The sequence below is a fragment of the Xanthomarina sp. F1114 genome, from assembly GCF_026410255.1.
GTDB lineage: Bacteria > Bacteroidota > Bacteroidia > Flavobacteriales > Flavobacteriaceae > Xanthomarina.
In genome coordinates this window covers 20,610-46,125 of record NZ_JAPMLL010000015.1, presented here as the reverse complement: position 1 = coordinate 46,125, position 25,516 = coordinate 20,610, and the positions used below count along the sequence as shown (strand labels likewise).

At 32.9% G+C, this 25,516-nt stretch carries 19 protein-coding genes and 1 tRNA gene; 5 read left to right on the top strand and 15 right to left on the bottom strand.

Annotation, left to right across the window (positions count from 1 at the left end):
* Positions 1-26: 26 nt before the first annotated feature.
* The 10 genes from OS188_RS12640 to mce all read right to left on the bottom strand — a co-directional run bounded on the left by OS188_RS12640 (position 27) and on the right by mce (position 12,293).
* On the bottom strand, positions 27-1,409 hold the full coding sequence (locus tag OS188_RS12640) for a DUF1254 domain-containing protein (RefSeq protein WP_267149215.1): 1,383 nt from the start codon (positions 1,407-1,409) through the stop codon (positions 27-29).
* A 173-nt stretch (positions 1,410-1,582) separates the two neighbouring features.
* Positions 1,583-3,148 (bottom strand): DUF1254 domain-containing protein, encoded by a 1,566-nt coding sequence (locus OS188_RS12635; RefSeq protein WP_267149214.1) that lies wholly within the window; start codon positions 3,146-3,148, stop codon positions 1,583-1,585.
* Between the two features lie 92 nt (positions 3,149-3,240).
* Positions 3,241-3,717 carry a hypothetical protein gene (locus tag OS188_RS12630; protein ID WP_267149213.1) on the bottom strand — a complete coding sequence of 159 codons (477 nt, stop codon included), beginning with the start codon at positions 3,715-3,717 and terminating at the stop codon, positions 3,241-3,243.
* A 40-nt stretch (positions 3,718-3,757) separates the two neighbouring features.
* Positions 3,758-4,003 (bottom strand): hypothetical protein, encoded by a 246-nt coding sequence (locus tag OS188_RS12625; RefSeq protein ID WP_267149212.1) that lies wholly within the window; start codon positions 4,001-4,003, stop codon positions 3,758-3,760.
* A 200-nt stretch (positions 4,004-4,203) separates the two neighbouring features.
* The gene (locus OS188_RS12620) at positions 4,204-5,820 is read right to left on the bottom strand and encodes a tetratricopeptide repeat protein (protein WP_267149211.1); all 1,617 of its coding nucleotides are present in this window, start codon (positions 5,818-5,820) and stop codon (positions 4,204-4,206) included.
* A gap of 469 nt (positions 5,821-6,289) precedes the next feature.
* A complete protein-coding gene (locus OS188_RS12615; protein ID WP_267149210.1) occupies positions 6,290-8,086 on the bottom strand; it encodes a ribonucleoside-diphosphate reductase subunit alpha in 1,797 nt (598 codons plus the stop codon).
* Between the two features lies 1 nt (position 8,087).
* Positions 8,088-9,362, bottom strand: coding sequence for a ribonucleotide-diphosphate reductase subunit beta (locus OS188_RS12610; protein WP_267149209.1), 1,275 nt, complete (start codon positions 9,360-9,362; stop codon positions 8,088-8,090).
* Between the two features lie 386 nt (positions 9,363-9,748).
* Entirely contained in the window at positions 9,749-11,341 is a 1,593-nt protein-coding gene (locus tag OS188_RS12605; protein ID WP_267149208.1) for a T9SS type A sorting domain-containing protein, read from the bottom strand.
* A gap of 389 nt (positions 11,342-11,730) precedes the next feature.
* A tRNA-Ile gene (locus tag OS188_RS12600) sits at positions 11,731-11,804 on the bottom strand.
* Between the two features lie 84 nt (positions 11,805-11,888).
* Entirely contained in the window at positions 11,889-12,293 is a 405-nt protein-coding gene (gene mce, locus OS188_RS12595; protein ID WP_267149207.1) for a methylmalonyl-CoA epimerase, read from the bottom strand.
* A 95-nt stretch (positions 12,294-12,388) separates the two neighbouring features.
* Between mce and rbfA the strand changes: the two genes are divergently transcribed.
* Both rbfA and OS188_RS12585 read left to right on the top strand, forming a co-directional pair.
* Positions 12,389-12,784, top strand: a complete 396-nt coding sequence (gene rbfA / locus OS188_RS12590) for a 30S ribosome-binding factor RbfA (protein WP_267149206.1) — start codon at positions 12,389-12,391, stop codon at positions 12,782-12,784.
* Positions 12,785-12,850: 66 nt separating this feature from the next.
* The gene (locus OS188_RS12585) at positions 12,851-14,056 is read left to right on the top strand and encodes an ABC transporter permease (RefSeq protein ID WP_267149205.1); all 1,206 of its coding nucleotides are present in this window, start codon (positions 12,851-12,853) and stop codon (positions 14,054-14,056) included.
* Here the strand turns inward: OS188_RS12585 and dusB are convergent.
* Together dusB and OS188_RS12575 are read right to left on the bottom strand one after the other, a co-directional pair.
* On the bottom strand, positions 14,053-15,045 hold the full coding sequence (gene dusB / locus OS188_RS12580) for a tRNA dihydrouridine synthase DusB (protein WP_267149204.1): 993 nt from the start codon (positions 15,043-15,045) through the stop codon (positions 14,053-14,055). The genes OS188_RS12585 and dusB overlap by 4 nt on opposite strands.
* A 70-nt stretch (positions 15,046-15,115) precedes the next feature.
* Positions 15,116-16,363, bottom strand: coding sequence for a M28 family peptidase (locus OS188_RS12575; protein WP_267149203.1), 1,248 nt, complete (start codon positions 16,361-16,363; stop codon positions 15,116-15,118).
* Positions 16,364-16,426: 63 nt separating this feature from the next.
* Here OS188_RS12575 and OS188_RS12570 point away from each other — a divergent pair, with 63 nt between their 5' ends.
* Positions 16,427-17,536 (top strand): TolB family protein, encoded by a 1,110-nt coding sequence (locus OS188_RS12570; protein WP_267149202.1) that lies wholly within the window; start codon positions 16,427-16,429, stop codon positions 17,534-17,536.
* Here the strand turns inward: OS188_RS12570 and OS188_RS12565 are convergent.
* Positions 17,533-19,956, bottom strand: a complete 2,424-nt coding sequence (locus OS188_RS12565; RefSeq protein WP_267149201.1) for a TonB-dependent receptor domain-containing protein — start codon at positions 19,954-19,956, stop codon at positions 17,533-17,535. The genes OS188_RS12570 and OS188_RS12565 overlap by 4 nt on opposite strands.
* A gap of 154 nt (positions 19,957-20,110) precedes the next feature.
* On the opposite strand from OS188_RS12565, the gene lepA reads away from it, so the two are divergent.
* On the top strand, positions 20,111-21,907 hold the full coding sequence (lepA, locus tag OS188_RS12560) for a translation elongation factor 4 (RefSeq protein ID WP_267149200.1): 1,797 nt from the start codon (positions 20,111-20,113) through the stop codon (positions 21,905-21,907).
* Positions 21,908-22,066: 159 nt separating this feature from the next.
* Here lepA and OS188_RS12555 read toward each other — a convergent pair whose 3' ends face one another.
* The gene (locus OS188_RS12555; RefSeq protein ID WP_267149199.1) at positions 22,067-23,944 is read right to left on the bottom strand and encodes a cation:proton antiporter; all 1,878 of its coding nucleotides are present in this window, start codon (positions 23,942-23,944) and stop codon (positions 22,067-22,069) included.
* A 204-nt stretch (positions 23,945-24,148) separates the two neighbouring features.
* Positions 24,149-24,499 carry a DUF202 domain-containing protein gene (locus OS188_RS12550; protein WP_323370456.1) on the bottom strand — a complete coding sequence of 117 codons (351 nt, stop codon included), beginning with the start codon at positions 24,497-24,499 and terminating at the stop codon, positions 24,149-24,151.
* Between the two features lie 144 nt (positions 24,500-24,643).
* Here OS188_RS12550 and OS188_RS12545 point away from each other — a divergent pair, with 144 nt between their 5' ends.
* Positions 24,644-25,504: an MBL fold metallo-hydrolase gene (locus tag OS188_RS12545; protein WP_267149198.1), complete on the top strand. Its 861-nt coding sequence runs from the start codon at positions 24,644-24,646 to the stop codon at positions 25,502-25,504.
* The last annotated feature ends 12 nt before the right edge of the window (positions 25,505-25,516 follow it).

The window sequence follows — 25,516 nt, the reverse complement described above, 5'->3', positions numbered from 1 at the left end:
TATTAATTAATTGAAGTTATTAACGTTCATTTCACCAATTCCAACGGAGGATTTTTCCAAGATCCGTCCAACGCTGCTTCTTTTGGCCAATACAACCTCATAATCGTCACAAATGGTCCTTTTGGTGCTGGTAACCAATTGGCTTCCTTCGCTTTTCCTGGAGACTCACTTTGAAGATAGAGCGTAATGCCACCATCCTTATCTCTTACAAAATCTGGAATCATAGTTGAGTTCAATAAATATCTATTGATGGGATTATCTACCAATAAACTTTGTGGCATTTTATACATCGTCAAAGACCAAAAAGCATTGACCGGTGGCAACTCTCCTTCGACAAAATGTAGGGTGTACTTATTTGTAGTGCCATCCAATGGATTACCGTCCGAATCTACGCCGTAAAAAGGATACATCGCTTCCTCTTTCGAGTTCCCAAAGATGCCAATCACAGCCCCAGACATTCTATAGAGGTAATTGTTTTTTAGAAACTCACGGGTTCCAAATATGTCTCCAGAAGTCACCTCTCCTGTTTCAAATTTTTTCTTTAGCGCTGCAAAATCCACCGTCCAAGCTTCCTGTATTCCCTTTTCCATAGCAGCTTTTACTTCTGGAGAAAGCTTTTGAACGTCAAAATCTTTTCCTGCACCAACTCCAATTTTTGCAAAACGGGACATCAGTTCTGTTTCAGTGTTATTGGGTGGCATAAATTGCAAAGCAAAATTCATCTCCTTAAAGAATTCAAGAGAAGTTTTTTGCTCTGCCTGAGGAATAGGTTTAAAGAAATCAATTTTTTCAACCTTCACTGGTTCTGTTCCCAAATAAGAGGATAGAGGCTCCGCTTTAAACTGCGCTTGTATTTTCTTTATATTATCGATATCACCCGGATTAAAAAGTTGGGTTCTGTAGAAGGCCATTACAAATTGGGTTTCAGATGTTATAACTTTGTCTATGCCTTCTGGAGTCTCGCCCTTCCAATTAGGTCCAGCAACCATAAATTTAGCGCCTTTGTTCCCTGTGGTACGGGAACCAACATAATCGAAATTAAAGGTATAGGCATCAATAAATTGGATCATGAAATAACGATTGGCTTCAATATCTGGAACAGTTAGCACAATGGGCTCTGCGCGTAAATCAAAACCCACAAATGAATACGGCGTATCCGAATTTGGTGTTTGTACAGCGACATCCTTAGGTGTATAAACACGGGCGATATTTGCCACATGATTCCATGGTGCTTTAAATTCGGAATTGGTACTGTCTTCAAAATAATCGTACTGAATACGGTAGTTGTCAACTATTGGATAGCCGTAAATATAGGCTTTCTTAGTGATGGCAGTTATAGAATCCAAAGACAACTCAGTAGTTGCTACGGCTTCTTTTTTATCTTTTTTCTCATTACAGGACAGGGTCAAAAATAGTGCCAGCACCGTTATTAAAAGTATTGGATTTGTTGATTTCATAATTGTTGAATTTTATTCTTATTTCTTAAATTTGATTTCAAATAAATAATACTTGAGACTTTTTTATATGTTGGAGTTTTATATAATCTCTGAGCTCCAACACAAATTCAATCCCAATTGATTACTTATTTTTGCAGCTCAAAATCTCCCGGAATCCAAGTTTGGTCAAACCAAGGCTCAAGTGGGCCGTATAATCTAAAGGCCACAAAAAATCCTTTCCCAGCTTTAGATTGTAGCCAGTTGGCTTCTTTGCCTTTGGGCGCATTGTTTTTTGGCCCTACATAAAGAGTTATTGATCCATCTGCATTCTTTACAAGTGGCGTTCTTTGACTGCTTATACTCGGAAAAGGCTTGTCTGTCTGCAACATAGAACGCGTTTGTGGATCGTACATAACAATCGACCAAAACTCTTTTGCTGGCGCATTGGCCGGGATGTTGAGCGTATAGTTTTTATTTCCATCCAAATAATCTCCTTTGGAATCAACCATTGCATATGCATATTGAGAACCTAGACCAACCATTTTTAAAACCATCGCCGGTGTGTTTACCGTAGCTCCGTAGAAATATCTCGTTCTTGCATCTAGAAAACGGCCTCCGTTGCCATCATCTTTTAGCCATTGATAATTTCCTCCCATAAAAGCGGCTTCCCAATGGCCGGTCTTGAAAATGGCGGCTTCTTTTTCGCGAGATCTAAAAAGCAAGGCTCGCGCGGTGGCATTGCCTACCGCTACGGCATCGGTCAATATTCCCTTCATTCTATCATCCGGATTAAAGGGTTGTCCCTTTTCAATCCCAATAGCTGCGAACAGTCCTCTTAACTCAGGGTCAATTAACGAAACTGGCTCCCGTTGAATCACTTCATTTAATTCATGATAGAAATCATAGTTGTTGGCATGGATGGTATTAAATTCCTTGGTTGAAACATTAATAAACTCCATTGCTGGCTGATTATCCTTATCCTTTAAAGGATATATTTTTAAGCCATCACGATACATTTTTTTGGAAGCATCAGTTTTACCATCAACCAAAAAGCCTCTTAAAATTAGCCAGTTTACATAACTGGTTGATTTTGCTACAAAATAACCTTCAGGGGTTTCGCCTTTATAATCTGGAGGAAGAATTAAATATTTACCTCCTTTGCCTCTATCCGGGCCGGGACCTCCCATGTCTATCACAAACCTAAAATAGGCATCGTTAACTGTTCCAGGGCCAGAGCCAGCAGGCACTTCCATCACCATGGGGCCATGCTCTTCAAGATTTAGAAAAGCGGAAGCATATACGGTACTCGTATTTCCCGTTAAAAACAATGGGTTTGAGTCCAGCAGATCATCAAAGATGGCTACTTTGTTAAAATCGGTGGATCCTACACTATGGAATCCAAGACGAAGACCTTCAATTGAAGTGGCAGGAATTCCATTCAAAAAAGTTTCGACTCCTCTAATAAAGTCAAGGTTGTCATAAACTTTTGTTACTGTTTCTTCTGAGGGCAAACCGTCAAAGAAATTCAAGGTCCCAATGCGTGTTTCTACCACACTTGGCGTCAAAATATTCTCAGGGACATCTGTGTTGAATTTTGCCTTGATTTCCTTGATTGACTTTGCAGTTTCTTGGTCTTGGGTGTTTTGTCCGTTCATTATCATCACTGAAGAAATTCCAATGAGGACAAATGCTGATTTTTGTTTTAAATTCATGATACTTATTTTTAAAATGTAACAGTATTTATAGTATAGTTTAAATAATTCATTCAAATTTGCAATGTTATGGAATAACGTTTCTTTTAGGATTATTTATCAAGCTCTCCTATCACTGGGATATTCTCCAAAATAGTGGTTCTGATCTTACTCAACAAGTAGCCTTCAATTTGATAAAATTGCGCAGCCGTTTTCACATCTACTGATTTCTTGATTTTTTTTGCATAATTACCAATGAGCTTGTCCGTAGTGACTTGTAGACTCATCATCTCTTTGAGGATTTTATCAATGGTCGCCTCGTCTAAAGTATCGTAGCTGTCAGCATAAGAATTTAATAATACAATACGACGCTTTCCAAGGTCTTTACGTTTCACTTCATATTCATCGTATAAAGCCCAAAAAGCATCACTCTTAGCTGTTTCAGGTTGAATAACTTCAGCTACAAGAGCCTTCTTTTCCATGCCAAAAATAGATTGCACCATATCTATCTCCTCTGTATTGCTTTGCGCAAATAAAGATGACGACATGGAAACTAAGACGAGACTAAGAGTAAAAATTAATTTCTTCATAATAACTGGAGTTTTAAGTGTTTGTTTATTGATTTAAGGATTAATTATTCTCAAGGTTTTTTTTGTCGCTCATAATATTTTGTAGAATTTCCTCTTCTAAACTTTCTTGCAATTCTTTATATTCCCTGCGGCTCTGAATATCTAAATGAGACTCCTTTTTCATTTTTTGTACGATAGCGACACATAATATATAATCTGAACACAGGTCCCGAAAATTTTCATCCGTTTGAAACAGAAAGTCAATTTTTTCCTCAAAATCTGGAAATAATTGAACAATAGGAATCATTTTTTTGTTCATGAGAAATTAACCTAATTTTTATTAATACTGTAAATATAAATCAGGTCAGCACCAATTGTAAGTGTTATACGGTTACTTAACGGTTAAATATGAATAATAATAATTGTATACCTCAGATGTAGTTGGGTTGGTATAAAGTACGAATACAAGGAGTTATATATTTTAAAAACGGTGAATGAGAAAAAAGTCTAATCCAAATTAACTCCAGCCTTTTTAGCTCCCTGAATAATATTTTTAACTAAAGATTTATCTAGAAGAAATGCATCTAAAGTTGGGTAAAGATTTTTCATGGTTTCTGAAAACTCTTCATTTAATATTTTAACATCCTCTTGTGCCTCTTTAATTAAGCCTAATTGGGCCTTTGCGGATGCGTTTGTTAAAGGTTTGACAAACACATCTACAGTTTCTATTTTATTAGCGTATTCAAGTGCTTTTTGGTAATTTCCTTTTTGATAATACACTAAGAAAAAACCAAAATAAAACCACCAAGGACAATGGGGATTAAGCGTTAAAGATTGTGTAAGTAATACTTCAGCTCTTGCAAACTCTCCTGCACAAGCCAAATTAAACCCAACACCTCCCATTAACGAAACTGAATAAGGATTTAGCGTTAAAGTATATTCTAAGGCTTTAACGGCTTCTTCTTTATTTTGTAAATAAACTTGAAGCCATCCATATTCATGATTGGCATGTTGACATCTAGGATCTATTTTTAATGCTTTTTTGGTAAGTTTAAAAGATGTTTGAACTGGGTCTTCTACAGTTGGGTAACCTAAAGAATGAGCAAGCACATATAGCTCGGCCAACATAGCTAATCCTGTTGCATAATTTGGGTCGTGACTTATAGCATTTTCTAAAGCCTTTCGAGTTTTTAGATAAGTATCTTCTGAATAGTTCATGTGGAAGTAGTAATTCCAAAAAGCAGCATCGAAAGAGTTTAAATTAGAAGCAAGTGGCTCAATAAATCTAGAGTTTTCATGAATAATGAATCCATAGTATCCACCCAATACCGAGCAAACATTTTCCACAATCTGATCCTGAATGTTTATTAGGTTATCAATATTTAAAGGATAATTGTATGTTTTGGACCAAACTTGCATGCCATTCATGGTTTTCAAAAGTTCTACATTTACCCAAATTTTTTCAGATGAACGTTTAACCGATCCAGATATAATATAATGCACTCCTAAATCTGAACCAATAACTCGAATATCTTCAGGATTAGTAGCATACTTTCGAGTTGAATGATGTGCAATTACAGCAATATCTTCAAAGGTGCTAAATAGTCTTGTAAGTTCTTCTCCAAAACCATCAACAAAAAACTTATAGTCGTTATCGGGACATAAATTTCTAAAAGGAATAACTGCAAGAGTAAGTTTTGAACGAGTAAATACCTTGGTGTTTCTAACAGTTTTTATTTCTGTTTTTGGTTTACTAATTGGATACGTTCTAAACACCGGAACATACGTGCCTTTAATCACTTCAATTTTTATAGTGCTTATAGTTTCGGGCTTCGTGTAGTACTCATTTAACAATCTTCTAAGTCTACCAGCATGAATTCTAACAATAGCATCTATTTGGGGGTTAAAGTCTTCTGGTTTACCTAAAGCATTTACCGCAATAGTGTACTCTTTAAGCCCTTCTGTGTTGCCTTCCAAGGTTTCTTCTACAATAAATTTTAGAAAATTGGATAAAACTGAAGATCGAGAAAACATATCACTAGATAAAATAGAGTCCAATTCTCTTAAAACCTCCTTTTTAGAATGTTTAGGTATTACTTTTTTTTCTGTTTGGCTATTAGACATTATTAGCTATAATTATACAATGACCACACTTAAATTCAATATTTTTAAGAAAAAAATAAGGTCTCCAAAATACCAAATTCACTTTTCCCATTTTGTATTTTGTTATGTTATAAAACTCTAAATAAGAAGATAGAAAGCCACATAGAGTGAACCATAGTTTTCAATAAACTTTAAATAAAACTTCATATCAAAGATAGTTAAAATTCTAAAAAAATAAATCTATTATTCCAATAAGTAATTATCCTTTTTAACTTTGTTTATAAAGGCCTATATCTTTTAAATAACGGTAAGCATCTTATACTTTATGGATAGCACTTATTTTTTATTTTTACTTTTATTCGTTTAAAAATCAAACTAACAAAACCTAAAAACAATAATTATCACTCTTTTATAAGAATATCAACTAAACAAAAAACCCATCTATAAAGACAGGTTTTTTTAATTAAACTTAAAAATAAATATTTAGCAATTATGCTTCACAACTTGTACATTCTTTTTTCTGTTTAAATTTTTGAGCAGCATTCATACTATGCTGGTAATACAAAGATTTTAAACCTAATTTCCAAGCTGTAACATGAATTTTATTAATCTCTTTAACAGGCATATCTGGATGTACAATAATATTTACCGATTGACCTTGGTCTATATGATTCTGACGATTTGCAGCCTGATAAATAATATCCATCTGGTCGATTTCAGAATACGTTTTAAATACGTCTTTTTCTAAATCTGTTAAGAAATCTAAATGTTGTACAGAACCATCAAAGTCTCTAATACTACGCCATACTTCTGGTGTATTTTGTCCTTTTTCTTCTAATAAATCTTCTAAATATGAGTTTTTTATTGTTGTTTTAATTTTAGCAATATCTTTCACATAAATATTCGACCAGATTGGCTCAATTCCTTGAGATACTTGTCCAAGAATAAAGGCCGATGAGGTTGTTGGCGCAATAGCATTTAAAGTGGCATTACGTCTGCCATATCCTTTAAGAACTTTTGGCTCACCAAATATTTCAGCTAATTCTGCTGAAGCTGCATAGGATTTCTCTTTAATAAGTTTAAAAATATCGCTGTTTAAATTATAGGCTTCTTGGCTGTTAAATGGCAACATTTTAGATTGTAATAAGGAATGCCACCCTAAAACACCTAAACCTAAAGATCTATTTTCTTTGGCAAAATTATAAGCACGTTCCATAAATAGGAAGGTTTGACGGTCTTCTCTATCTTCAGAATCTCTATAAACTTCTAATTTATCGATAAATTCGGTAATTACAGCATCTAGAAAATATACCATAGTTTCTACTGCATCCGTATCTTTCCATTTATCGTAATGCAATACATTTACAGAAGAAAGTACGCAAACAAAAGACCAGTCGTCGCTTGATGGTAACATAATTTCTGTACATAAGTTACTTGCATAAATGGTATGTTTTTCATTTCTATATACATCAGCTGCAGCATTGTTTGCATTGTCTTTAAAGAAAATATATGGATATCCCATTTCTCCTCTTCTCTGTAAAACTTTTGCCCAAATGGTTCTCTTTTCGTTATCTCCATCAACCATTTCTTGCATCCATTGATTGGTTACAGTAACTCCATGTGTTAATTCCTGAATTGGGTTTCCTTCTGTACCAATTTCTAAGAATTCCATAATATCTGGATGCTCCACAGGTAAATATGGTGAAAAACGACCACGTCTTACAGAACCTTGGCTTACAACATCTACCATAGACTCAAAAAGTTGCATGATATGAACAGCTCCTGAGGCTTGACCATTATTTTTTACTTCGGCGCCACGATGACGGATTTTACCAAAGTAACCAGATGTTCCTCCACCTAATTTAGACATCATTCCTACTTCTGATTGGGTATATAAAATATTCCCCATATCGTCTGAGACATGAGATCCAAAACAGCTGATAGGAAGTCCTCTTTTCTTTCCAAAATTAGACCAAACCGGAGATGCTAACGAGTAAAACCCGTCAGACATATAGCCATAAAACTTGTCTGAATATCCTGGAATTTGTAGAATTTCTTCGGCGCGATCTGCAATTTCACGAATGCGTTGTTCGGCAGTCATTCCATTAGAAATATAGCCCATAGACAGAAAGTTTCTACTGTGTTCTGTTAACCATTCAAAACCTTGATTGCTCTGTTGTTGATTATTTTTAAGCGCTTCTCTTCTTGATTGTACAAGTAGGTCCTTGTCGTTTGAGGTTTTAACTTCTTTGTTTACTGTATTTGTGGTAAGTTTCTCGTTGTTCATATTAAAAAAGGTCGTCACTGGTTATACTTTGTGTTCTTTTACTATAGTTGATTGAGCGTTTTACGAAAAAATCGCCATGTTTGGTGCCTATTATTTCATCGTCAAACCATTCTGTTTCTGCCAGAAGTTTTTCATCGATGTCAAATATTTTATCAATTCCTATGCTTTCAAGAGAAGCGTTAAATCGGTGTTTTATAAATTCGTTAACCACATTAATTGGTAAGAAATCTAATTCGCCGTCTTCAAAAATCCAATCTATAATTTTGCTTTCTGCATCAAAGGCTTCACGACACATGTTTTGAATCATTACTTTATAATCTTCATCAAACCACTCCGGATTTTCAGCTTTGATAATTTTAATAACATCAATTCCAAAATCTCCATGAATTTGCTCTTCTTTAGAAGTTGCTTCCACCACATTGGAGATTCCTTTTAGCATATTTTTATGCTTATTAAATGCCATAATGATTAAAAACTGAGAAAACAGAGACACATGTTCAATAAAAAGAGAGAAAAGCAAAACGGATTCTGCATATTCTTTGTTGTCTTCACTTTTTGCGTTTTTTAAAGCAGTTTCTAAATACTGTACACGCTTCATGATTACAGGTTTCTTTTTAAGATTTTTAAACTCTTCGTTTAATCCTAAAATTTCAAGTAAATGTGAGTAAGCATCGTGATGGCGCACTTCACTTTCGGCAAATGTAGCACCTACAGAACCTATTTCTGGTTTAGGCATTCTATGGTAAATTTCGCCCCAGAAATTTTTTACTGCTACTTCAATTTGAGAAATAGCAAGCATGGTATTTTTTATAGCCGTACGTTCTTGACTTGTAAGTAATGTTTTAAAATCCTGAATATCGCTTGTAAAATTGAACTCAGTATGAATCCAATACGAATGTCTAATGGCTGGCACATATTCGTATAATTCTGGATACTCGTATGGCTTTAAATTTATACGTTTTTCAAAAATATTGGATTTACGTTTTTTAGACTGTTCATTTCGATATAAAATATATGCTTTAGCAACATCAAAAAACCCAGTTTCCATAAGTTTTGTTTCTACAAAGTCTTGAACTTCTTCGACAGTAGGAATATAATCTGGATCCAATTTTTTTCGCTCTAACAACGAGTCAAAAACCATGTTAGAAATTCGTTCTGCATCGGCTAATTGCCCATGTTGAACGGCCGTCATTGCTTTTAAAATAGCATTTGTAATCTTGTTTAAATCAAAGGGTTCCGTTAGGAAGTCTCTTTTTAAAACCGAAATGATTTTCATATATATTGTGGTTTTGAGGGTTTAGAAATTTCGCGACCATAAAGGTCTACTTTTATTCTTATGTTTATTTGAAATCTCTTAATCGTTTTCCACATTGTTATCAACATTTGTGTTTTTTAGGATGAATTATAAATCTTAAAATTTGATTATATTAGAGAATGCTTAGGGTTTACACTTGTCTTGAATAAAAAGTGCCTTTTATGATATGTTGATATATCTTCTGAAAAATAAAAAATGAATGAAGTTTTAATGATTATTAAATAATAAAAAGGTAGAATTTACCTTAAAACATAAAAGTAAAAAACCTCCCGATTTCTCGAAAGGTTTCTTTTTATGATGTAATTTCTCTGTTCTAACAACTATTTGAAGAATCGGTTAGTCTCGTTTTATTTTTTTATGAATTTAATAGTTTCTGTATTTCCGTTTTCAGAAGTAATATGTATAAAATAGAGACCTTTTGATAAGGTTGAAACATCTACAGTAGTTGAAGCTGTATTTTGATTTTGAATTAATACCATTTGCCCTAATTGATTTAACACCTTCAAATTAAAACTGTCTGTGCTCGGGTTTTCAATGGTTAAATTATGAGCTACTGGATTTGGATAAATATGCGTTTTTTTTCCATTATCAAAATCTTCCACAGAAAGTGTAGGGTTAAAACTCCACAATTCTTTACCATGAGCTACAGTTTCTTTTAAAAATAAAAGTTTGTCATTTATGTATCCTGAATACGTTTGCATTGGCAAATCTGACTCAGAAATATCGTATAAGGGAACGGTTCCTGCGGTAGTACCATCAGTTTCCCATAGCATCCGTTGGTTACCGTCATTCCCTGTAAAGAATAGTTTATTTAATCCATTTATAGGTGTACCATTAAGAAATCCCGAATTAGGTCCGGGATAAACATCGTTTAACATAAATGTTCCGCTTTCCGTGCCATTTGTTACCCATAGTTCTTTACCATTTAATACGGTATTTGCTTTAAACAGTAGTAGATTATTAACTATGTGAAAATTAGAAGGATTACCGCCTAAAATTACGTCGTCTGGAACGTCTGGATTAATATCATAAAACATACGTGTTCCAGCACTGGTACCATCTGAAACCCATAATTCCCAGCCATAATTAGTTGTGGCTACCTGTCTTTGTCCATGAAAATAAATTTTGTTGTTATAGACTAAAATACGTCCAGGAGCAAGATTAGTTTCAATTTTTTCTTGAACCATTACTGTTCCTGCTTCTGTACCATTAGTTTTCCATAGTGAACTGAATTCATCTTCGCTATAAGCCCAAAAATAGGTGTAATTATTAAAATTAATAAAATTACCTATTTCATACTGTGGTGTATTAACAAAGTACTTAATTATTGTCGTTCCATTTGTTGTTCCATCAGATTTCCATAAAGCCATACCGGTTCCATCATTTGCTGTAAAATAAAGATCTGTTCCGTTGGATGCCGCAATTAAGTTTTTAGTATAAGCATAATCGTAAGAATTAGGCCTAAATTTTTTTACTAAGACTGTACCGGCTTCAGTTCCGTCAGACTTCCATAACTCCTCTTTATTTTGACTATCAATATTTGCCACAAAAAACCATATGTCATTAACTTTTGTAACTCGATTTACAAGAGTAAAGCCCATATTAGCAAATACGTATTCTATACCTGTTCCATTTGTTTTAAATAAACCATTCCCATTAGGTGTATATGTCGTGTCTATTAAAGTAGTTGTATTGTCCGCTAAACGTATTGTTCCAGAACTAGTGCCATCTGTTAACCAACTTTCTACGCCATGTATGCCGTCATCTGCACTAAACAATAAACGGTCTCCAATTTTAATAAATTGAGCATTCTCCATAGAAGATGCCGAACCTACATTAATGTCTTTGAGTAATGTTGGTTGGGAATAAGAATTTATGACAATAGAAAGGATAGCCATAAAAATTATGTATTGCCTGCTTTTTAGTTGTTGTATTTTCATGATTTTTAGTTTTTTCGTTATAAATTGATTTACAGCCGTTTACCCTTAGTGAAGAAAAAACGATAAATGTCAACATTTTCTAAAAAAAAATCTCGATTGCTACCGAGCAACATTATATTAATACTTTAAAAACCAATGATGAAGTCCTGTATATAGATAAATTTGACGCTTTGAACATCTATTTCGATATATTTTTAGTCATTAGAAAACATACTATTTATCGAAAATTGTATGAAATTAATTGCTGTTTTAAAATCTCAATTTTTGGTATAGGAACACATATATACAAACAATTGAATTAGTTTCTATTTTAAAAAAGGCTTCCAAACATTAGTATAGAAAACATAAAAAAAAGCCTCTACATTTCTGTAAAGGCTTGATTTTACTAGTGGTCCCACCTGGGCTCGAACCAGGGACTTTCTGATTATGAGTCAGATACTCTAACCAGCTGAGTTATAGGACCCATTAGCATTTAAGCTAATTCGACACTCTTCTTTTTATAAAGAGAGTGCAATATTACTACATATTTTAATACTCTCAAAGTATTTTATTCGTTTATCTCTTGACATAACTCAATTAATACGCCATTTGTAGATTTTGGATGTAAAAATGCCACTAATTTATTGTCTGCTCCTTTTTTTGGGATTTCATTTAAAACAATAAACCCTTCCCCTTTCAATCTGGCTATTTCAGCTTTAATATCAGTCACATCAAACGCAATATGATGAATACCTTCTCCTTTTTTTTCTATAAACTTAGCTATAGGGCTATGCGCTTTAGTAGCTTCAAGTAATTCAATTTTATTTTCACCTACTTGAAAAAACGAAGTGTTTACACCTTCACTTTCAACTTCTTCAGTTTTATAATGGGGTTTCCCAAACAACTTAGAAAATATCTCGTTCGATTCTTTTAAGTTTTTAACTGCAATACCTATATGTTCAATTTTATTCATATTCATTTGGCGTGAAATCGGGAATCTCTATTAATTAATACTATTTTAGTGTCTTCAAAAATACAATAATCTTTAAATATGCGTATTTTTGCCCTATGGAAGAAAGTCAAAGACAAAAAAAAATAGGATCTGTATTACAACGCGATTTAGTAGATGTGCTTCAAAAAGCAGCTACTCAAGGAGGAATGCAGGGAATTTTAATTTCAGTTTCTAAAGTAAAAGTGACTGTAGATTTATCTGTTGCAAAAGTATATTTAAGTATTTTTCCAAGCGAAAAAGGAAAAGAACTTATAGAAGGTATTAAATCTAATGCTCCTAGAATTAAGCACGAATTGGCACAACGTACTAAAAATCAATTAAGACGTATGCCTGCACTTCAGTTTTATTTAGACGACTCTCTTGAGTATATAGAAAAAATTGACAAGTCTTTAAAAGGAGAAGATAACCCCATTAAAAAAACAGATCTTTTAGATAAACGCAAGAAATCTTAATCGGTTTTAAAATCACTGATAATGAAAGTCTGTTGTTAGTAAAATCTGTTTTAGCTGTTGTAATTTATGAATTTCTCACTCTATATAGCTAAACGTTATCTGCTTTCTAAAAGCTCTAACAATGCTATTAATTTTATTACAATTATTGCCGCCATTGGTGTTATTCTAGGTTCGGCATCTCTTTTTATTGTGCTTTCTGGCTTTGCCGGTTTAAAAGATTTTACACTTCAATTTACCTCTATAATCGATCCAGATTTAAAAGCTGAAGCCTCGGTTGGGAAATCGTTTTTAATTTCTGAAGACCAATTTTCTAAGTTAAACAACTTAGAAAGTGTAGCCTTATATTCCAAAATAATAGAGGAACGTGTTTTTATAACTTTTGAAGACAAAAGCTATCCAAACGCTTATATTAAAGGGGTTGATGAGAAGTTTGAAAAGGTAAATGCCATAGATTCTGTAGTTGTTTTAGGAAGTTGGCTTACTCAAAATACCAATCAAATAGTCTCCGGTTGGGGCGTTGCAAACACCTTATCTTTTGGAGTTTTAAATTATGGAAAACGGATTAACCTTTATGTTCCTAAACCTGGAAAAGGACAAATTACATCTGTAAATCAAGCTTTCAATACCTTTGATGCCGTAAATGTTGGTGTGTTTGATGTGAACGAAACCTTAAACGATAAATACATTTATGCTCCTATTGAAATGGCCAGAGCTCTACTTAACTTCAAAGAAAATGAAGTTACTGCTCTTGAGTTTAAACTAAAAGATAATATTACTGAAGAACAAGCTAGAAAAGAAATCACTTCGGTTTTAGGAGATAAAATACTTTTAAAAAACAGTGCTCAATTAAACGATGCTCTTTATAAAATGCTAAATACTGAAAATTTAGCTGTGTATTTAATTTTTACTTTAGTACTAATTATTGCGCTTTTTAATGTAATTGGTTCTATAATTATGATGATCTTGGATAAAAAGAACACTTTAAAGACTTTATTTAGCCTTGGAGCTACAATTTCAAATATTCGGAATATCTTCTTTCTTCAAGGTAGTTTAATGAGTATTGTTGGAGGATTAATTGGTTTAATTATAGGGTGTTTAATTGTTTGGATGCAAAAGACCTTTTCGCTAATTATGATTACACAAAGCTTAGCTTATCCTGTTACATTAAAAGCCGAAAATATCCTAATAGTATTTATTACTATTTCTATTTTAGGGATTATTGCTTCAAAAATAGCTTCGGTAAGAATATCTAAAAAACTAGTAGAAAATTAAGCAAACTGATAATCTGCAAATACATCTAATACCTCATCAAAAGCTAGAAATACATCTTTAGATTGGTCGCTGGTAACCATTTTAGTTCTGTATTCCTTAAAATTAGGAATTCCTTTAAAGTAATTGGTATAATGTCTTCTTGTTTCAAAAACGCCAAGCTTCTCCCCTTTCCAATCTATAGCCATTTGTAAATGACGTCTGGCAGCTTGTACACGCTCTTCTAAGGTTACCGGACCTAAGTGTTCCCCAGTATTAAAGAAGTGTTTTACTTGCTTAAAAAACCAAGGATTTCCAATACTTGCACGACCAATCATGCACCCATCTAAACCGTAAACATCTCTCATTTCCATTGCGAGTTCTGGCGTATTCACATCGCCATTTCCAAACACTGGAATATGCATTCTTGGGTTGTTTTTTACCTCTGCAATTGGTTTCCAATCGGCATTACCTTTATACATTTGCGCTCGCGTTCTCCCGTGAATGGCAATAGCTTTACAACCAACATCCTGAAGTCTTTCGGCTACCTCTACAATTCTAATGGAATCATGGTCCCAACCTAATCTGGTTTTAACCGTAATTGGAATATTAGTACGCTTTACCATTTCGGCAGTTAGCTGTTCCATCAGGCAGACATCTTTTAAAATACCTGCTCCTGCACCTTTACTTACTACTTTTTTAACAGGACAACCAAAATTAATATCGATAATATCTGGATTCGATTTTTCTACAATATCTATGGTTTGCAGCATACTATCTAGATTGGCACCAAAAATCTGAATCCCAACAGGGCGTTCTTTTTCATAGATATCTAATTTCATAACGCTCTTTGCTGCATCACGAATTAAACCTTCGCTAGAAATAAATTCGGTGTAAACAACGTCTGCACCTTGTTCCTTACATAAAGCACGGAAAGGCGGGTCGCTAACATCTTCCATTGGAGCTAAAAGCAATGGGAAATTTGGAAGTTCTATGTTACCTATTTTTACCACTTGTATAATGTTTTAGGCAAAATTACGTCTTTTTATAGTTATCAAGGTGTTTTTTATAATTTTGCTAAGTCTAAAAGCTCAAATTGAATTCTATAGGTTCTCCGTTTCTTTTAACAATAACTTTTGTGCTATCTCCAGCATTAAAAACAGATAAAGCTCTCATATAACTCATCATATCCACAATAGAGCTATCGCCAAGTTTTACTACAATATCTCCTTTTTGTAAACCTGCTTTTTGTGCTGGTTTATCTTCGCTTATACCATCTATTCTCATGCCTTCGCCATCATATAAATAATCTGGAACAACACCTAAACCAACTTTAAATCGAGGTGTTTCATCACTTTCATTTTTAGTTTTTCTAAAGGCTTGTTTCCCGCTTTTATCTAATTCTGTAATAACATCAAAAATATAATTGGAAATGGTGGTCATACCTTCAAAATTCAATTTGTCAAAATCGTCCGTTGGTTTATGGTAATCCTCATGTTGTCCAGTAAAGAAATGTAACACAGGAATGTCTGCATTATAAAAAGATGTATGATCTGATGGTCCAACCCCCGATTCTTTTTCAATAAGTTTTAAGCCAGGATTAGTTGCAGACAAAGTTTGTTTCCAACGAGGCGATGTACCAACACCATAAACAGCTAGAGTTTTATCTTCTTTTAAACGCCCAACCATATCCATATTAATCATATAGTTTACGGTTTTGAGATCTATAGTTGGATTTTTTACAAAATAATTTGAGCCTAATAAGCCCATTTCTTCTCCAGAAAAAGTAATGAATAAGTAGTTATTATTCGTGTTTGTATTTATTAAGTTTTTTGCCAAGTTTAGCAAAACTGCAACGCCGCTAGCATTGTCGTCTGCCCCATTATGTATAGATTTTTCACCTTTATATAAGGATCCTTCTGCACCATAACCTAAATGATCGTAATGCGCTCCAATAATTATAGTATTTTCTACTTTGTTATCTAAGTAAGCAACAACATTAGTTCCTGTAATTGTACTGTCACCATCTTTTACCGTATAATTAACTTCTTGATGTGGATCTGTTTTGGGTTTAAAGGTGAAAGTTTGAAAATACCCATCGGTTCCTTTTGCTTGTAATCCTAAATCTTCAAACCGTTTTGCAATATATTTTGCTGCTTTTTGCTCGCCTACTGTACCTGTTTGTCTACCTTCTAAAGCATCATCTGCCAAAAATGCTACATCTTCCTGAATAGATATCTCTGGAATAGAGGTTTCCTTTTTACAAGAATTTAAAAGAAGTAAAAAAATGATTATAATGCTATATTTCGTGCTAATAATGCCGTATTTCATAATGAAAAATATTAATTTTACACAAAATTATGAAATAGTTGCCATTTATTTAAACTTTAATCAATGTCTATGTATTTAAGAATTTTTTATAGCTTATTACTTTTTAGCTTGATAGTGTCTTGCAAAAACGATAAAAAAGAAGTGACAGATGCTAAGTCTGGTGCAACAAAATGGGTTGATACTCTAATTTATTCAGATGAAACTCATTTTAAATCTCTAAAACAAATAACCTTTGGTGGTGATAACGCAGAAGCTTATTGGAGTTTCGACGATAAACAATTGGTATTTCAATCCAATTATAAAGGCTGGAATGTAAACTGCGACCAAATGTTTTTAATGGATGCAGACGAAACTTTTAAAGACAAAATACCTCCAATGGTTAGTACGGGAAGAGGTAGAACTACTTGTGCTTATTTCTTACCGGACAACAAACATATTGTTTATGCTTCCACGCATTTGGATAATGCTGATTGTCCTGAAGCTCCATTGCGAAAAAACGGAAAATATATCTGGCCAATTTATGATAGTTACGACATTTTTGTGGCAGATTTAAAAGGAAATATCATTAAACAACTAACTAATGAGCCTGGCTATGATGCAGAAGCAACGGTTTCTCCACAAGGTGATAAGATTGTATTTACTTCGGATAGAAGTGGAGATATTGAGTTATATACCATGAATTTAGATGGAAGCGATGTAAAACAAATAACCTTCGAATTAGGTTATGATGGTGGCGCATTCTTTTCGCCAGATGGGACAAAAATTGTTTTCCGTTCATCCAGACCTAAAACTGAAGAAGAAATTAAAGAATACAAAGATTTATTAGCTGAAGGTTTGGTACAACCTACCGAAATGGAATTGTATATATGTAACGCGGATGGAAGCGATTTACGTCAGTTAACAAACTTAGGAAATGCTAATTGGAGTCCATTTTTCCATCCTTCTGGAGAAAAAATCTTATTCTCTTCTAATTTTGAGTCTGAAAGAGGTTTCCCTTTTAATTTATATATGATTGATTTAGATGGAAAAAACCTAAAACGTATTACACACAGCGATACTTTCGATGCCTTTCCTGTATTTTCTAACGATGGAAAGAAACTTATTTTCTCCTCCAATAGAAACAATGGTGGCGGACATGATACAAATCTGTTTATTGCCGAATGGCAGGACTAATTTCGCTCTTTAATACGGTCACGCTCTTTGATATCTAATTGGCGTTCGTTTGTTTTTAAGATGGTATTACCAAATTTATATCTAAAACCAAGTTTTATATATCTGTTATCTAGATTTGTATTGTAGTAATTACGCTGATTTAAATATTCTGTGGTAGTATCGAAATCTCCCAAATTAAACAAATCGGCTGCACTCAAAGTAATGACAGCTTTTTTATTTAAAATAGTTTTTGAAATAGATAATTCCGACTCTAGCCTCCCTCCTACATCCATTAAAGCATGTAAGTTAGCCGACATATATATTAACGTAAGATTAGCCGTTAAACTACGATCTTCCAAAAAAGTAAAGTCGTTACTTAAAATACTATAATTAGACCATTTATCTTTTTTAATAAATCCATTTTGAGTATTAGTTTCCTCTTGTATATTATAAAATGAAGTAACTACATACATAAACCAAGCATCTGAAACACTAAAATAAGAGATGAAATCGAAACCATACTCCACAGTTTTATCCATATTAACTGGAGCATAAATTATTTGGTTGGTTGAATTATCCTGAAGTGCAAGCTCTACAATATTGTCCTTTTTGTTAATATAATATGCTTCAAAAGTTAAAAAGGAAGTAAGAGACGAACCTATAACATAATGATCGTTATAAGTTGGAGTTAGTTTTGGGTTTCCAACTACTAACGTATTATCGTTTAAGAAAAATGTAAACGGATTTAAATCTTTGTAGCTTGGTCTTTCTATACTTCTTTTATAATTGGTGTAAAAGTTAAGTATATCTCCAGCTTGATATTTAATACTTGCCGTTGGAAACCAATCTAAATAACTTTGTTTATCTGTTTGATTAGTGGTTATAGAATGGCCTTTTACATCTGTTTGTTCTAAACGTAAGCCTGCATTTAAACTCCATTTTTCCCATTCTTTATTGTAATTTGCATATACTGCAAAAACATTTTCTGTATAATCGAAAGCACTAGAGTTTGCCGTATTTAAAATTTCTTGATTGGTATCAAAATCGTAATCATAACGTACAACATCACTATTAGTAGTAATACTAGAAAACTTAGTACCCGTATCAAAATTTGAACTTTCGTTAATTGGAAGCTTATAATCTAATTGAGCCGTGAAAATTTGGGTTTTCTGATTGGCATCTGTATTATATGCTGTTGGCTCAATAAAGATATTGTTTTGATCAAAATACTTACTTGAAGTTTCCTGGAATCTATTATAATCGTAAATGGTATAATGCGTATTAAAAGCTAAACTACTTGTTGCAAATTGATGTACATAATCCACATCAAACCCTAAATTATACTTATCGTCTTTAGATAGGTTATCTGATTCAAATCTAGATTCAAACACATTATTAGCATCGTAAACATTAGTATGGTTATTAATTTTGTATTTAAAATAAGGTGTCCATAACATGTTAGAAGATATCGTAATGGTATTTTTTTCGTCTAAAAGAAAATCGATATTAAAGTTAAAATTATGAGACTTAGACCAAGTATTTCTATTAATTGAAGATTTCCAAATATTATCTATTTGCTTGTTTGTATCGTAATAGTAAACTCCATCGTTATTATCTCTATTAATTTTATCGTCTGTATAGCTGTAATTAGCGGATAAATTAATTTTATCAGTTTTAAAAAAATTGCTTATTCCTAAATTATATCTAGGAAAAACACCTTGAGTATAATTGGCAAAAACACTTCCTCTGTATCCTGTTACCAAATTTTTACTCATAATAATATTTAAAACTACCCCGCTTTCGGCATCATAACTAGCGGAAGGATTAGTAATAACCTCAATAGATTTTATGGCATTTGCAGGAGAACCTTCTAAAAGTTGTAGTAATTCGTCAGAGGATAATTGCACTTTCCTATTATTAATATACACGGTTGGTTCTGAGCCTTTTACACTAATTTGACCATCTAAAACTAAAACTCCAGGTGTACTTCTTACTACTTGAAGTAAACTTCCTTCAGAAAGTGCTGTATTTTCAACTTCAAAAACTAATTTATCGGCTTCCTTCTTAATGGTCGGTTTATTTACTATTATGCTCACTTCATCTAAAGCCTCACTGTTTTCCGATAAAATAATATCATCAAGTTTAATATCTGCCAACGAAACCTCAACAGGTTTTATAACCTCTTTATAGCCAATAAAACTAATTTTTAATAAATATTGGTTTTCTTTTATGTTATTTAGTTCAAAATAACCATCTCCATCGGTAGAGGTTCCTTTTACAGCAGTAGAATCTGAGGCTGATAATAGCACAGCATTTGCAAAATAAATAGGGTTCTTATCTGCATCTTTAACTACTCCTGAGATAGTTATATCTTGAGAAAAGGAAGAAAAAGGTAAAAATACAGTTAGAAAAAAGTACGTAAAATATTTTAAATAATCCATAAGCTTACTTGGGACCACAATATAAAAATTGTTTTCCAATAAATTTTACGGGTTTCCCGTAAATAAATATTTTCTAATTAGTTACTCATTAATAATTAAAGCAACATGAAAACAATTATATTTGCAGATTAGTTCTTTGGAGAGAATACATTTTATGAAAAAAATTAGAAACTTCTGTATTATAGCACATATTGACCACGGTAAAAGTACTTTGGCAGATAGATTGTTGGACTATACTGGTACTGTTACAGTACGAGAGAAAAAAGAACAACTGCTAGACAGTATGGACTTAGAGCGTGAACGTGGTATTACTATCAAATCTCACGCCGTACAAATGGAGTATAAGCACAATGGAGAAGATTATATTCTTAATTTAATTGATACTCCTGGTCACGTAGATTTTAGCTACGAAGTATCTCGATCTATTGCTGCTTGCGAAGGTGCTTTACTAATTGTTGATGCCGCACAAAGTATTCAAGCTCAAACCATTTCTAACCTTTATCTTGCTTTAGAAAACGACTTGGAAATTATACCTGTTCTTAATAAAGTAGATTTACCTAGTGCAAATCCTGAGGAAGTAACTGATGATATTGTAGAGTTATTGGGCTGTAAACCTGAAGATATAATACATGCTAGTGGAAAAACTGGTTTTGGTGTTGAAGATATTTTAGATGCTATTATTGATAGAATTCCACCACCAGTAGGAAATGTGGACGAGCCTCTTCAAGCCTTAATTTTTGACTCTGTATACAATCCTTTTAGAGGCGTAGAAACATATTTTAGAGTTATAAATGGTAGTATTAAAAAAGGACAGAACATAAAATTTATTGCTACCGATAAAAACTACTTTGCAGACGAAATTGGAACTCTTAAATTAAAACAATATCCAAAACAAGAAATTAAAGCAGGAGATGTTGGTTATGTAATTACTGGAATAAAAGAAGCTAAAGAGGTAAAAGTTGGAGATACTATTACCGATGCCAAAAACCCAACAACTAATGCTATTGCTGGTTTTGAAGATGTAAAACCTATGGTTTTTGCTGGTATTTACCCTGTAGATACCGAGGATTACGAAGAGCTTAGAGCTTCTATGGAAAAATTGCAGTTAAACGATGCTTCTTTGGTGTTTTTACCAGAAAGTTCGGCTGCTTTAGGTTTTGGTTTTCGTTGTGGATTCTTAGGAATGCTTCATATGGAAATTATCCAAGAACGTTTGGAACGTGAATTTGATATGACAGTTATTACAACTGTACCAAACGTAAGCTATTTTGCATATACTAGAAAGCATCCAGACGAACCTATAATTGTTAATAACCCTACCGATTTACCAGATCCTTCTGGATTAGACCGAGTAGAAGAACCGTTTATAAAAGCGACTATAATTACCAAGTCAGATTTTGTAGGAAACGTGATGTCTTTATGTATAGAAAAACGAGGCATGATTACCCATCAAACCTACTTAACTCCAGAACGTGTAGAACTTAATTTCGATATGCCTTTGGCGGAAATTGTATTTGATTTCTATGATAGATTGAAAACAGTTTCTAAAGGATATGCTTCTTTCGATTATCATCCAATTGGAATGAGAACATCTAAATTAGTGCGTGTAGATATTTTATTAAACGCACAACCAGTAGATGCGCTTTCTGCTCTAATTCATGCTGATAACGCACACAATATTGGAAAAAAGATGTGTGAAAAGCTTAAAGAATTAATCCCACGTCAACAGTTCGATATTCCTATTCAGGCTGCTATTGGAGCAAAAATTATTGCTCGTGAAACAACAAAAGCACTTCGTAAAGACGTAACAGCAAAATGTTATGGTGGAGATATTTCAAGAAAACGTAAACTTCTTGAAAAGCAAAAGAAAGGTAAAAAGCGTATGCGTCAGGTTGGGAATGTGGAAATTCCACAAGAGGCATTTATGGCTGTTTTAAAATTGAATGACTAGATTATACTTTTAACCCAGGTTATCAAAATCGATTAAAACAAAACTATATTAGTGCAGCAATCTTTTATGGCTGGCACTTTAAATAAAGAAGCATTAAAATTACTAAACAATATTAATTGTATTATAATTTTAATGCTTCTCTTTTTTTAATAGAACTCTCTACTTATTTTCTCGTTTTTTCACACCATTGGTTTCTTTCTTAACAACCTCTACATCAAAAGGTTTTCCAATATAAACTAATTTCCAACCAGGTTCTAAATTCTCAAGTGTTTCTTCTTTATCTGCTTTTACAACAAACAAATCGTTTTCATGATCTTTAATAAACAAAGGAATAATATTGTTGTCTTTTGTTGTAATGTCTATTAAATCGTAATAATGTTCTTTATCTTTCAATTCAATTTCTTGAATGGACGGATATTTATTAATAACATTAGTTAAGGAGTTAAAATCGTCTGAATAAGAAAAAATACCTTCTGTTGGAAGGTCTTTATTCTCAAGCATTTCGGTAGATGTTAATAGTCTGTAAGATCCATTTTCACCAAATTTTTCACCAAACTGGTTAATGGCATATTTATTAATATCGGTGTTTCCAGTTAAGGCCATTAAAAAGCCCATATCGTTAAGTTCTATATTGTCTAACAATTTATCGGAATAAATATTGGTACTCATGGCTTCTAAGCCTAGCTCGTTAGCTTTGGCAATATTGTTTTGGTTGCTATCTATCAATACAACATGTCGTCCATTTTTCTCTAAGTAATGAGCTAATAATCGTGGAAGTTTAGAGGCTCCAACAATTAAAATTCCTTCAGATTTTGTTAAAAACACACCAACTATTTTTGCAAACATTCTGGCGGTAGTGGCATTAAGAATTACAGTTCCCAACACAATCATAAATACTAAAGGTGTAATATATTCGGCTCCTGGAACACCATCTTCAGCTAGTTTTAATCCAAATAAAGATGCAATACCGGCAGCAACAATTCCTCTTGGTCCTACCCAACTAATAAATAGCTTCTCTTTAAGCTCCAAATTAGAACCTTCCGTACTTAAAAATACACCTATTGGTCTTAAAACAAATACTACTACAGCAAATAAGATAACTGTGTTCCAATTGTAAATTAACATTAAATCTTCAAAATTAATATCTGCTGCCAAAAGAATAAACAGAATGGATATTAATAAAACACTTAAAGATTCTTTAAAATATAAAAGTTCCTTTAAATAAGGCGATTTAGAGTTACCTAACACCATTCCCATAACAACTACAGCCAATAATCCAGATTCGTGTGCAAACTCATCGGCCAAAATAAACACTCCTAATACGGCTGCTAAAGAGAAGACATTCATTAAATAATGTGGCACCCATTGTTTGTTAATTATTAAATTAAGTCCGTGGGCAAAGGTAAATCCGAAGGTTGTTCCAAACAGGACAATTTTCCCAAATTCCACAAAGGCTGTTTTGGTAAACTCTCCTCCAGCGTCTACACTAATAAATTCGAATACCAATACGGCAACCAAAGCACCAATTGGATCTATTAAGATTCCCTCCCACTTTAAAACGGCAGAAACATCTTTTTTAAGAGGAATGTTTCGTAAAATAGGTGTAATTACTGTGGGTCCAGTAACAATAATCAAAGCGGAGAATAGAAAAGAAATTTCCCAACTTAAATAGAAGATATAATGAGCCGCTACAGCAGCTCCAAAAAAGGTTACTATAGAGCCAATTGTAATTAGTTTTGTAATAACAGGTCCTACATTTTTTATTTCCCCTTTTCTCAGGGTTAAACCACCTTCAAATAAAATAATACTAATAGCTAAAGACACAAAGTAAAATAAACTCCCCCCAGGAAAAAGTCCTTCTTCTCCATTCCATCTAGGTTCTATCCACTTTGTTCCATCATCACTTAAAAACTCTGCTGCAATAGGCCCAACCAATAAACCAATAAGAATTAAAGGTAAAATAGCTGGAATTTTTAATTTCCACGCTACCCATTGTGCTAAGATTCCAAGTATAATAATGCCCGCTAATTCAACCATATATATGTTCTAAAGTATCATCTCTTAGATTTAAAAACTAAAATAATCCTATTGGAATAACAGCTTAAGTTTTTTAAAATAATCTAAGTAGAGATGGTTATTTTAATAAAAAAACAATGGCAAAATAATGTTTTTTTATTTTACAGCTATATATTTAATGCTATTAATACGTTAAAAAGAATGAAAATATAAAATCAACTAGATTTAGTCTTCATTTTTAGCTTCAGATGTATAATACAACCGTTTTAAGCTCTTTTTAAGTAAGATAAACCTGTACACGCCAATGACAAAAAAAAGGACTGAAAAAATTAAGGAAAGTAAACCCAAGAATTTAAAATTTGGAAAATCCTTAAGTTGAAAAAAAGCAATTCCTCCAAGCAATAGATACAAAGACGATCTGATATAAGATAACAACGTTCGCTCATTGGCTAAACGCGTGCGTTCTATTGCCAAATAATCTCTTAAAATAACCTCATCGTCTGGTTTAAAATCACGACCAAAACGAAGTAATTTCATTTTTCTAATCTTAAGTGGACTCGGAGTTAAATTTTTCATTCTATGTTTTTTATAAAATTATAATTAATTTCCATAGCAACAAATTAAATCTAGACTAGTATTCCTTTTATAAATGTTAAAAAACAACTAATATCATCACATAATTTTCACTTATACTAAGTCTTTTAGTAATTTGCAGTCCATATGAATTTATATCCTATAGAATCCGGAAATTTTAAATTGGATGGTGGTGCCATGTTTGGGGTTGTTCCAAAATCTTTATGGCAAAGAACCAATCCAGCAGATAATAACAACATGATTGATATTTCTGCTCGTTGCATGCTTATAGAAGACGGCAACAAGCTAATCTTGGTCGATACAGGCATGGGTAATAAACAAAGCGATAAATTTTTTGGTTATTACTTTCTTTGGGGCGACAATAGCATTGATAAGTCTTTAAAACAATTTGGTTTTCATAGAGATGATATTACGGATGTGTTTATGACCCATCTTCATTTTGATCATTGTGGAGGATCTATTCAATGGAATAAAGATAGAACAGGATATGAACCTGCTTTTAAAAATGCACATTTCTGGAGTAATAAAGATCATTGGCAATGGGCTACACAGCCAAATAACAGAGAGAAGGCCTCTTTTTTAAAGGAAAACATTTTACCAATGGAAGAAAGTGGTCAATTAAAGTTTACATCGCTTCCAGAAACAGATATTCTAAAAAATAGTGCCTTAGGTTTCGATATATTCTTCGCTAACGGACATACAGATAAGCAAATGATTCCAATGATAAATTACAAAGGAAAAACCATTTGTTTTGTTGCAGACTTATTACCTACAGCTGGGCATTTGCCTCTACCCTTTGTAATGGGTTACGACACAAGACCTTTGCTAACTTTAGATGAAAAAGAAAAATTCTTGAATTTAGCAGCAGATAATAATTATTACTTATTTTTGGAGCACGATGCACATAACGAAATTATTACGGTAAAACATACTGATAAAGGCGTGCGACTAAATAATGTTTATACTAGTAATGAAATTTTTAACTAATACTTAATATTA